This window comes from Kitasatospora sp. NPDC004745 (assembly GCF_042873275.1).
Taxonomy (GTDB): domain Bacteria; phylum Actinomycetota; class Actinomycetes; order Streptomycetales; family Streptomycetaceae; genus Kitasatospora.
In genome coordinates this window covers 89454-99951 of the sequence record NZ_JBIALK010000028.1, presented here as the reverse complement: position 1 = coordinate 99951, position 10498 = coordinate 89454, and the positions used below count along the sequence as shown (strand labels likewise).

6 protein-coding genes, 5 tRNA genes and 1 pseudogene are annotated in these 10498 nt (G+C 72.2%); 9 read left to right on the top strand and 3 right to left on the bottom strand.

What is annotated here, in order from left to right:
- Together ACFYUY_RS33350 and ACFYUY_RS33345 are read right to left on the bottom strand one after the other, a co-directional pair.
- Positions 1-91, bottom strand: a pseudogene (locus ACFYUY_RS33350) (roadblock/LC7 domain-containing protein); the annotation flags it as partial.
- A 10-nt stretch (positions 92-101) separates the two neighbouring features.
- Entirely contained in the window at positions 102-3839 is a 3738-nt protein-coding gene (locus tag ACFYUY_RS33345) for a nitrate- and nitrite sensing domain-containing protein (protein ID WP_387906152.1), read from the bottom strand.
- 637 nt (positions 3840-4476) lie between these two features.
- On the opposite strand from ACFYUY_RS33345, the gene ACFYUY_RS33340 reads away from it, so the two are divergent.
- The 8 genes from ACFYUY_RS33340 to ACFYUY_RS33305 all read left to right on the top strand — a co-directional run bounded on the left by ACFYUY_RS33340 (position 4477) and on the right by ACFYUY_RS33305 (position 7983).
- Positions 4477-4701: a hypothetical protein gene (locus ACFYUY_RS33340; protein ID WP_360222121.1), complete on the top strand. Its 225-nt coding sequence runs from the start codon at positions 4477-4479 to the stop codon at positions 4699-4701.
- A gap of 245 nt (positions 4702-4946) precedes the next feature.
- Complete coding sequence (locus ACFYUY_RS33335; protein WP_360222118.1) at positions 4947-5747, top strand: fumarylacetoacetate hydrolase family protein; 801 nt, start codon at positions 4947-4949, stop codon at positions 5745-5747.
- Positions 5740-7239 (top strand): glutamate--tRNA ligase, encoded by a 1500-nt coding sequence (gltX, locus tag ACFYUY_RS33330; protein WP_360222115.1) that lies wholly within the window; start codon positions 5740-5742, stop codon positions 7237-7239. The genes ACFYUY_RS33335 and gltX overlap by 8 nt, the downstream gene beginning before the upstream one ends.
- A gap of 239 nt (positions 7240-7478) precedes the next feature.
- Positions 7479-7550: transfer RNA gene (locus ACFYUY_RS33325), tRNA-Gln, on the top strand.
- A 37-nt stretch (positions 7551-7587) separates the two neighbouring features.
- A tRNA-Glu gene (locus ACFYUY_RS33320) sits at positions 7588-7660 on the top strand.
- A gap of 27 nt (positions 7661-7687) precedes the next feature.
- Positions 7688-7760 (top strand) — tRNA-Glu (locus tag ACFYUY_RS33315).
- 26 nt (positions 7761-7786) lie between these two features.
- Positions 7787-7859: transfer RNA gene (locus ACFYUY_RS33310), tRNA-Glu, on the top strand.
- Between the two features lie 49 nt (positions 7860-7908).
- Positions 7909-7983 (top strand) — tRNA-Gln (locus ACFYUY_RS33305).
- Positions 7984-8129: 146 nt separating this feature from the next.
- On the opposite strand, the gene ACFYUY_RS33300 is transcribed toward ACFYUY_RS33305, so the two are convergent.
- Positions 8130-8843 carry an IclR family transcriptional regulator gene (locus ACFYUY_RS33300; protein ID WP_030306825.1) on the bottom strand — a complete coding sequence of 238 codons (714 nt, stop codon included), beginning with the start codon at positions 8841-8843 and terminating at the stop codon, positions 8130-8132.
- A gap of 233 nt (positions 8844-9076) precedes the next feature.
- Between ACFYUY_RS33300 and leuC the strand changes: the two genes are divergently transcribed.
- The gene (gene leuC / locus ACFYUY_RS33295) at positions 9077-10498 is read left to right on the top strand and encodes a 3-isopropylmalate dehydratase large subunit (protein ID WP_360222112.1); all 1422 of its coding nucleotides are present in this window, start codon (positions 9077-9079) and stop codon (positions 10496-10498) included.

Sequence of the window (10498 nt, the reverse complement as noted above, 5' to 3'; positions counted from 1 at the left end):
CGGCGGAGACCACCACGGTGTGGGACACCCCGGGGGTGTTGTCCACGAAATTGGTGATCAGCCAGTTCAGGTTCTGTGCGGCCTGGCTCATCTGATTCAACTCAACGCTCCTGATGCTCTGCGCCGTTGCCGTCGGTCCGGCCACCGAAACTATCGAATCCGCCCTGCTGGGCACCATGCTGGAAGCCCGACGGGTTGGTCTGCTCGGCCCCGGCGCGGCGACCCTGCTGGATGCCGCGGCGCAGGTTGGTGAGCCGGCCGCGGACCTCCTCGGGTGCCCGGGAGACCTGCGGACCGGTCATCGGCGAGGCCTCGGCGGTACCGGAGACCAGGTTGGCCTGCGGGGTCCGCCGGGGGAGACCGGACATGGTGACACCGTTGGTCGAGGGCTCGCGGACCTGCTCGGCCCGGCGCCAGCGCTCGTCGTTCGCGGACGGGCGCCACGGGGCGTCGCCGGGGCCGGGCTGCGGCTGCTGCGGGGGCTGCTGCTGGCCCTGCGGGGCCTGCTGTCCCTGCGGTGCCTGCTGTCCCTGCTGGGGCTGGCGGGCCTGCGGGGCCTGGCCCTGCTGCTGGAGGTCCGGGGCGGAGGTGCCGGGCCGGCGCGGCTGGTACGTCCGCTGCCGCGCCTGCTGCTGGCCCTGCTGGCCGGCGTCCTGCGGCTGCCACGGCTGGTCGGCCGCGCCCTGGGACGGACCGGTCGGCAGCGCCATCGGCTCCGGACGGACCGGCTCCTGACGGACCTGCTCGGGGCGCACCTGCTCCGGACGCGCCGGGTTCGGCACGTTCGGCAGCACCGGCTCCACCAGACCGAGGCCCAGCGGGTCGCGCGGGTCGATCTGGCTGGCCTCGAAACGGGGCCGGGCGAGCTGCTGGGTGCTCTCCAGCGGGGCCGGCTCGGCCGCGGGCAGCGGCTGGGGCTGCTGCTGCGGGGGCAGCTGCGGCTGGCGGTCGCGCTGCGGCATGTCCGGTCCGGGGCGCTGCGGGCGGCGCTGGCCCTGCGGCCCGGGGCGGCCCTGCGGCGCACCCGGGCCCTGCGGACCGGGCTGGCCCTGGCCGGGCTGGCCCTGACCCTGCGGACCGGGCTGACCCTGCGGACCGCCCTGGCCCTGCGGGACCGGCCGGCGCTGCGGCAGCCCGTCCTGCGGACGGTTGCCCGGGCGGGCGCCCTGCTGCGGCGCACCCGGCCGACCCGGCCGGCCGTGCTGCGGCTGCTCGCCGGTGCGGGGGCCCGGAGCGCCCTCGAATTCGCCGTTCGGGCGCGGACGCTCCTGGCCGGGGCGGCCCTGGGCGGGCGGCTGCTGGCCGCGGCGGGGCAGGCCGCCGGGGCCGCCCTGGGCCGGGCCCTGGCCGTTGCCGCCGCGCTGCGGCAGGCCGCCCTGCGGGGCCTGCTGGGACTGCGGGGCCTGCTGGCCCGGGCCCTGGCGGTTGGCGCCGCGCTGCGGCAGGCCGCCCTGCGGGGCCTGCTGGGGCTGCTGCCCCTTGCCCTGCGGGATCGGGTTCTCGCGCAGCGACTGACCGGCCTGGCGGGTCGGCAGACCGCCCGCGCGGCCGCCGGGCGCACCCGGGCCGGCCGGCGCACCGGGGCCACCCGGCGCGGCCGGACCGCCCTGACCGAGCTGCGGACGGCCGCCCTGCGGGGCGCCGGCCTGGCCCTGGCCGAGCGCGGCCGGGCCGCCCTGGCCGGGCGGCACCTGGCGCTGCTGGCGCGGCGTCGGGGCGACCCCGCGCTGCTGCTTGGCCTGCGCGGAGCCGGGGCGGGCGGCGCCGCGGCGGTCGGCGGAGGTGGTGACGTCCACCGGGAGCATGACGAGCGCGGTGGTGCCACCGGAGTCGCTGGGGCGCAGCTGGATGCGGATGCCGTGTCGCAGGGACAGGCGGCCGACCACGAAGAGGCCCATGCGGCGGGAGACGGAGACGTCCACCGTCGGCGGGTTGGCGAGGCGCTCGTTGATGTCCGCGAGGTCGTCGGGGCTCAGGCCGATGCCGGTGTCGTGGATCTCGACCAGCACGCGGCCGTCGGGCAGCGCGTGGCCGGTGACCCGGACGCGGGTCTGCGGGCTGGAGAACGAGGTGGCGTTCTCGAGCAGCTCGGCGAGGAGGTGGACGAGGTCGTTGACGACGCGGCCGGCGACCTCGGCCGACGGCACGGTGGCGAGCTCGATGCGCTCGTACTGCTCCACCTCGGAGGCGGCGGCGCGGAGCACGTCGACCAGCGGGACGGGCCTGGTCCAGCGGCGGCCCGGGTCCTCACCGGCGAGGACGAGGAGGTTTTCGCCGTTGCGGCGCATACGGGTCGCGAGGTGGTCCAGCTTGAAGAGGTTGGCCAGCTGGTCCGGGTCCGCCTCGCGGCTCTCCAGCTCGGAGATGAGCGACAGCTGGCGCTGGATGAGGCCCTGGCTGCGGCGGGAGAGGTTGGTGAACATCGCGTTGATGTTGCCTCGCAGGAGGGCCTGCTCGGCGGCGAGGCGGACGGCCTCGCTGTGCACCATGTCGAACGCGTGCGCCACGTGGCCGATCTCGTCGGTCGAGTCGACGGCGACCGGCTCGACCGTGGTGTCGACGTCGTGCGGGTCGCTCTCGGAGAGGGTCTTGACCAGCTCGGGCAGGCGGCGCTCGGCGACGTCCTCGGCCGCGGCCTGCAGGCGGGTCAGCGAGCGCACCATCGAGCGGGCGATCAGACCGGCGCCACCGAGGGCGACGAGCAGCACGAGGGCGACGGCGGCACCGATGATGATGGCCTCGGTGTCGGCCTGGGACTGCAGGTCCTGGGCCTTTCCGTCGAGGTCCTCGATGAGCTTGGACTCGATCCGGCGCTCGGCGGTGATCTTGGCGCTGGCCTTCTCGTACCAGTCCTTGTAGGTCACCGGGTCGGTCTGGTGGATACCGCTCTGCTGGAGGATCGAGCGCGCGTAGCGGTCGGCGTCGGCGACCACCGAGTTGTAGCTGAGCTGGCCGCGCAGGTTGTCCAGGTCGTGCGCGGTGTAGATGTTGTTGAAGCTGGTGAGCGCGTTGTCGTAGGAGGCGCGCAGGCGGATGCCGAAGGACTCGTCGCTCAGGCTGAGGTCGGGGCCCTTGGGGTTGGCGAGCGCGGCGCTGATCAGGGCGCGCTGCTGCGAGGTGGCGTTCTTGGCGAGCGAGAACTGCTGGAGCGCACGGGTCGCGACGACCAGGTCCTTGTTGTTCGACGCGAGCGCGATGTCCTGGGTGATGGAGAGCAGGTCGCGGATGATCACGTCGTAGGCGGTGATCGTCGACTGGATGTTCTGGTTGTTCTGGTACGGCGTGTTGCGCGCGTCGGAGATCGAGTTCAGGTCCTTGCGGATCTGGAAGAGCAGCGCCTTGCCGCCGGAGAGCTCGAGGTTCTCGAACTTGTCCGAGGACGCGGTGAAGGTGCGGCTGAGGTCGTCCGTCTCCTTGCGGGCGGTGACGATGTCGTCGTCGAGCGGGTCGTTGGGGCGCGCGGTGATCGGGCCCGCGCTGATGTCGCGTTCCTTCTGCAGCGCGTCCGCGAGGTTGGTCGCCTTCTTGGCCAGGTCGGAGAGGTTGGCCATCTGGGCGAGTTGCTGCGAGGCCTCCATCGAGGTCTGGATCCGCAGGCCACCGAGGACGAGGGAGACCAGGACGGGGAGGGCGAGCAGCGCGATCAGTCGGGTCCGGATGCGCCAGTTGCGCATCGCGAGCCGGCTCAGACCGGTGGCGCGGCGCCTGGTCAGGGTCGTCCGGAGTTTGTCCCGGGTGGACTTGCGCTCCTGGCCGTCGCCGTCCGGGCGGCCGGGGGCCTCGGGCGCCACCGGCTCGGCCGGGCCGCCGGGGGCCGCCGCCTGCTGGGGGGCTGCCACAGGCTCACGCGACTCCGGGTTTCCCGCGGCGCCGCTACCCCTTTTGAAACGTCCCTGCACTGGCGTCGCAACCTCTGGACCGGGCGTCCCACCGCGTCGCCGCGGCCTGGACGGTGTCGAGTTTCCATCCGCTCCCCGGCCGGTCCGGGTGAGCGGGTCACCGGGGTGGACTTCTCCCTACCCACGGTCCGTGGCATTCCAGCACAGCCGGGGAATCCCAACAAGGGCCGCCAGGGCACACCTCCCGGCGCTACCGACCGCGTGCGCGGTCTCACTGACTGTGCGGTAACCGGACCGGAATACCGCCTTTTTCGGACACTCGCCGGATACATGCCAAGCGAGCCCTAGATCGAAAAGAGTCACAGACCTTCCGGAATGCCCGGAATCTGCCGTATGTCGGGAAATTCCGATGCGGCGATATGTCGGATATCTGCATTTTGCTCATGAATTTGTGAGCAAAATCACAGCCGTATGTATAGCTTTGGTCACGGTGCCTGTGGAATGAGATCTCGTAACCTGGGCTGTCTCCGGAGCACGGCCCCGATCAGCCTGCCCAGAACCCCTCCGAATCAATCGGAATCACTCAGGCCGGTGCCGATCCGCCGCGATCCCCGGCCGCTACCACGAGGTGCTCTCGATGTCCCTGGCGAAGAAGAAGGCCACCCAGTCCACGCTGTCCTGCGGCTCCACGGCGAACCCGCGCCGCACGACGCTGGCCTCGGTCGCGGACTTCGCCGCGATCCCGGGCGCCCGCAAGCCCGAGGACGTCGTCACGTACGCCACCGAGCTGCCGACCAGCACGGCCAACCCGCGCCGCACCCAGCTGATGGTCGCCCCGGTCGTCGCCGTCCCGCAGGACTGACCGGACCGCGCCGGGACCGGGCGCCGCGGCCACCCTCCGGGGGCGGCCGCGGCGCCCGTTCGCGCTTCCCGGGGCCGCACCCGCGGCTTCCGCCCCGACCGGGCTGAACAGGGGCAAAGCGGTCCGCCGGGGCCGCGCGCGATAGCCTGGACGACGATTGACGGGACCGCGCCCACCACGGGCGGGGCGCCCACCAGCGCCCGGGCGCGCCCCGGGCGGCCGACGAAGCGAGGGGTAGCCCAGCCGTGCGCATTGCCAGGTTTTCCGTCCGGGAAGGGAGCCCTGCCGCCGGCAGCGTCTCCTTCGGCGTCGTGGAGGGCGATCCCTCCCAGCCCGACTCGCTGGTCGTCCACGCGCTGGCCGGCCACCCGTTCGGCCAGCCCCAGCCCACCGGCGAGAGCTACCGCTTCCAGGACGTCCGGCTGCTCAGCCCGATGCTCCCCAACAAGATCGTGGCCGTCGGCCGCAACTACGCGGCGCACGCGGCCGAGCTGGGCCACGACGTCCCGGACCTCCCGCTCACCTTCTTCAAGCCGTCGACCTCGGTGATCGGCCCGACCGAGAACATCGCGTACCCGCCGTTCTCCTCGGACGTCCACCACGAGGCCGAACTCGCCGTGGTGATCGGCCGGATGTGCCGCGAGGTGCCGCTGGACCGGGTGCCCGAGGTGATCCTCGGCTACACCTGCGCCAACGACGTCACCGCGCGGGACGTCCAGCAGCGCGAGGGCCAGTGGGCCCGGGCCAAGGGCTTCGACACCTCCTGCCCGCTGGGCCCGTGGATCGAGACCGACGTGGACCCGGCCGACCTGGCCGTCACCTGCACGGTCAACGGCGAGCTCCGGCAGGCCGGCCGCACCTCCCAGATGGTCCGCTCGGTCGCCGAGCTGATCGTCCACGTCTCCGAGGCCATGACGCTGCTGCCCGGCGACGTCATCCTCACCGGCACGCCCGCAGGGGTGGGCCCGCTCAACGTCGGCGACGAGGTCGCCGTCTCCATCGAAGGCATCGGCACTCTCACCAACAAGGTGATCAAGCGTGGCTAACTCAAACCCGGCCGTCCGGGTTCGCTTCTGTCCGTCCCCGACCGGGAACCCGCACGTGGGCCTGGTCCGCACCGCCCTCTTCAACTGGGCCTTCGCCCGCCACAACGGCGGCACGCTGGTCTTCCGGATCGAGGACACCGACTCGGCCCGCGACTCCGAGGAGTCGTACGAGCAGCTGCTGGACGCCATGCGCTGGCTGGGCTTCGACTGGGACGAGGGCCCGGAGATCGGCGGCCCGCACGAGCCGTACCGCCAGTCCCAGCGGATGGACATCTACGCCGACGTCGCCCGCCGCCTGCACGAGGCCGGCCACGCGTACCACTGCTACTGCAGCACCGAGGAGCTGGACGCCCGCCGCGAGGCCGCCCGTGCGGCCGGCAAGCCCTCCGGCTACGACGGCCACTGCCGCGACCTGACCGACGAGCAGGTCGCGGTCTACAAGCTGGAGAAGCGCGAGCCGATCCTGCGCTTCCGGATGCCCGACCGCACCATCAGCTTCGACGACCTGGTGCGCGGCACGCTCACCTTCGAGCCGGAGAACGTGCCGGACTACGGCATCGTCCGGGCCAACGGCGCGCCGCTGTACACCCTGGTCAACCCGGTGGACGACGCCCTGATGGGCATCACCCACGTGCTGCGCGGCGAGGACCTGCTGTCCTCCACCCCGCGGCAGATCGCGCTGTACGCCGCGCTCGCCGAGATCGGCGTCGGCGACGGCGGCACCCCGCGCTTCGGCCACCTGCCGTACGTCATGGGCGAGGGCAACAAGAAGCTCTCCAAGCGCGACCCGCAGGCCTCGCTCAACCTGTACCGCGAGCGCGGCTTCATCCCCGAGGGCCTGCTCAACTACCTGTCCCTGCTGGGCTGGTCGCTGGCCGAGGACCGGGACCTCTTCGGCGTGGACGAGCTGGTCGCCGCCTTCGACATCGCCAAGGTGAACGCCAACCCGGCCCGCTTCGACCTGAAGAAGTGCGAGGCGATCAACGCCGAGCACGTCCGCCGGCTGGCCCCGGAGGACTTCGTCCGCCGCCTGGTGCCGTACCTGCAGGCCCCCGGCCTGCTGCCGGCCGAGCCGACGGCCGAGCAGCTGGACCTGCTCGCGAAGATCGCGCCGCTCACCCAGGAGCGGATGGTCGTGCTGAGCGAGATCGTGAACATGGCCGGCTTCCTGTTCGTCGACCCGGCCGACTTCACCGTCGACCCGGACGACGCCGCCAAGGCGCTGACCGCCGACTCCCGCCCGGTGCTGGAGGCCAGCGTCAAGGCGCTGGAGGCGCTCGGCGACTTCAGCCCGGAGCCGATCCAGGCCGCGCTGCGCGAGGCGCTGGTGGACGGGCTGGGCATCAAGCCCAAGTTCGCGTTCACCCCGCTGCGGGTGGCCGTCACCGGCCGCCGCGTCTCCCCGCCGCTGTTCGAGTCGATGGAGCTGCTCGGGCGCCCCGAGACGCTGCGCCGGCTGAACGCCGCCCTGGAGGCGCTCCCGGCCGCCTGAGCGGGTCGTGGAGCAGGTCGCGGGCCCGGCTTCGTGCCGGGCCCGCGGCGTACCCGGACGTCACCGGACGGCCGCCCGGCGGCTGCCTGGGGTTATCGATTTTGGAGCCAGGGCAGACGTCGGGTAATGTTCTTTCTGCGCCGCCCGGGAGGGAACGGACGAGGGAGCGAAAGCCCCCCGGCCGGGACCGAACGAGAGGCGCAACGCCTGAGAAGATCCCGACGAGGGTTCAACTCTGGTGGGGTATGGTGTAATTGGCAGCACGAGTGATTCTGGTTCATTTAGTCTAGGTTCGAGTCCTGGTACCCCAGCGCAGTACGCAAGTACCGCAGTACAAATGAAGATCAAGCCCCCGTTGTGTAGCGGCCTAGCACGCTGCCCTCTCACGGCAGTAGCGCCGGTTCGAATCCGGTCGGGGGTACGGATCCCGCAAGGGATCACCTGGAAAGCCCCCGTTGTGTAGCGGCCTAGCACGCTGCCCTCTCACGGCAGTAGCGCCGGTTCGAATCCGGTCGGGGGTACGGATCCCGCAAGGGATCGCCAGGAAGCCCCCGTTGTGTAGCGGCCTAGCACGCTGCCCTCTCACGGCAGTAGCGCCGGTTCGAATCCGGTCGGGGGTACTTCAGAGCAGGAAGCCGGTGGGTCACCCCATCGGCCCTTGCTTTGTGTTGGGGTATGGTGTAATTGGCAGCACGAGTGATTCTGGTTCATTTAGTCTAGGTTCGAGTCCTGGTACCCCAGCCAGAAAAGGAAGGCCCCGGTTCCCGGGGTCTTTTTGCATTTCCGGACGGGGCTCCGCTCCGGACGGGGTTCCGCAATTCCCCGCGGGGCCCGGAACGGCCGAAGGGCCCCGCTCCACGAGCGGGGCCCTTCCCGGTGTTCCGGGGTGATCAGCTGCGGCGGAGGGCCTCGGTCAGCCGGTTCGCGGCCTCGATGATGGCCTGGGCGTGCAGCCGGCCCGGGTGGCGGGTCAGCCGCTCGATCGGGCCGGAGACCGAGACGGCGGCCACCACCCGGTTGGAGGGGCCGCGCACGGGAGCGGAGACGGACGCGACGCCCGGCTCCCGCTCGCCGATCGACTGGGCCCAGCCGCGCCGCCGGACGCCGCTGAGGGCGGTGGCGGTGAAGCGAGCGCCCTGGAGGCCGCGGTGCAGCCGCTCGGGCTCCTCCCAGGCCAGCAGGACCTGGGCGGCCGAGCCGGCCTTCATCGGCAGGGTGCTGCCGACCGGGACGGTGTCCCGCAGGCCGGAGAGCCGCTCGGCGGCGGCTACGCAGATCCGCATCTCGCCCTGGCGGCGGTAGAGCTGTGCGCTCTCGCCCGTGACGTCGCGCAGGTGGGTCAGGACCGGGCCCGCGGTGGCGAGCAGCCGGTCCTCGCCCGCCGCGGCGGAGAGTTCGGAGAGACGGGGGCCGAGGATGAAGCGCCCCTGCATGTCCCTGGTGACCAGACGGTGGTGTTCGAGTGCGACGGCGAGTCTGTGGGCCGTGGGGCGCGCCAGACCGGTGGCGGCGACCAGCCCCGCCAACGTGGCGGGGCCCGACTCCAGTGCGCTGAGCACCAGAGCGGCCTTGTCGAGAACGCCGACGCCGCTAGAGTTGTCCATGCCCTAAGACTGCAGTCTCAGTCCGCGAGACGCAAGTTCAATCTTCCGGGAAAAGCGCCACTCTGGATGCAGCAGCCCGGGAGACATCCAGGATGCGGCCTCACCAAGGTGTCCGCATCGTGGACAGCGATCCGGCGTGCAGGTCGCGCGGACCGTGCCCCCTACAGGGTGGCGGCAACTTCGACCTCGACGACACGAGAAGGCCGGCAACGCGGCCGGCTGGAGGGAATCCGATGGGACGGACACTCGCAGAGAAGGTCTGGGACGACCACGTCGTGCGGCGCGCGGAGGGGGAGCCCGACCTGCTCTTCATCGACCTGCACCTGCTCCACGAAGTGACCAGCCCGCAGGCCTTCGACGGGCTGCGGCTGGCCGGGCGGAAGGTCCGCCGCACCGATCTGACGATCGCGACCGAGGACCACAACACCCCCACCCTCGACATCGACAAGCCCATCGCCGACCCGGTCTCGAAGGTCCAGCTGGAGACCCTGCGCCGCAACGCCGCCGAGTTCGGCGTCCGGATCCACTCGCTCGGCGACGTCGAGCAGGGCGTCGTGCACGTGGTCGGCCCCCAGCTGGGCCTGACCCAGCCCGGCATGACCGTGGTCTGCGGCGACTCCCACACCTCCACCCACGGCGCCTTCGGCGCGCTGGCGTTCGGCATCGGCACCAGCCAGGTCGAGCACGTGCTGGCGACCCAGACCCTGCCGCTGGCACCGTTCCGGACGATGGCGATCACCGTCGAGGGCGAGCTGCCCGAGGGCGTCACCGCCAAGGACCTGATCCTGGCCGTCATCGCCAGGATCGGCACCGGCGGCGGCCAGGGGTACGTCCTGGAGTACCGCGGTTCGGCGATCCGGGGCCTGTCCATGGAAGCCCGGATGACCATCTGCAACATGTCGATCGAGGCGGGCGCCCGGGCCGGCATGATCGCCCCGGACGAGACCACCTTCGCCTACCTCAAGGACCGTCCGCACGCCCCGCAGGGCGAGGACTGGGACGCGGCCGTCGCGTACTGGGAGACCCTGGGCACCGACGAGGACGCGGTCTTCGACCACGAGATCTTCATCGACGCCGCCGAGCTGACCCCGTTCGTCACCTGGGGCACCAACCCCGGCCAGGGCGCCCCACTGGGCTCCCGGGTACCGGACCCGGCCTCCTTCGCCGACCCGCAGGAGCGGACGGCCGCCGAGAACGCCCTGGCCTACATGGGCCTGGAGGCCGGCACCCCGCTGCGCGAGGTCAAGGTCGACGCGGTCTTCGTGGGCTCCTGCACCAACGGGCGGATCGAGGACCTGCGCGCCGCCGCCGCCGTGCTGGAGGGCCGCCGGATCGCGGACGGGGTGCGGATGCTGGTCGTCCCCGGCTCCGTCCGGGTCGCCCTGCAGGCCGTCGAGGAGGGCCTGGACAAGGTGTTCACCGCGGCCGGCGCCGAGTGGCGGCACGCGGGCTGCTCGATGTGCCTGGGCATGAACCCCGACCAGCTCGCCCCCGGCGAGCGCTGCGCCTCCACCTCGAACCGCAACTTCGAGGGCCGGCAGGGCAAGGGCGGCCGCACCCACCTGGTCTCCCCGCAGGTCGCCGCGGCGACCGCCGTCCTGGGCCGCCTGGCCGCCCCTTCCGACCTGACCAGCACCGTGGCTGTGGAGGCCTGA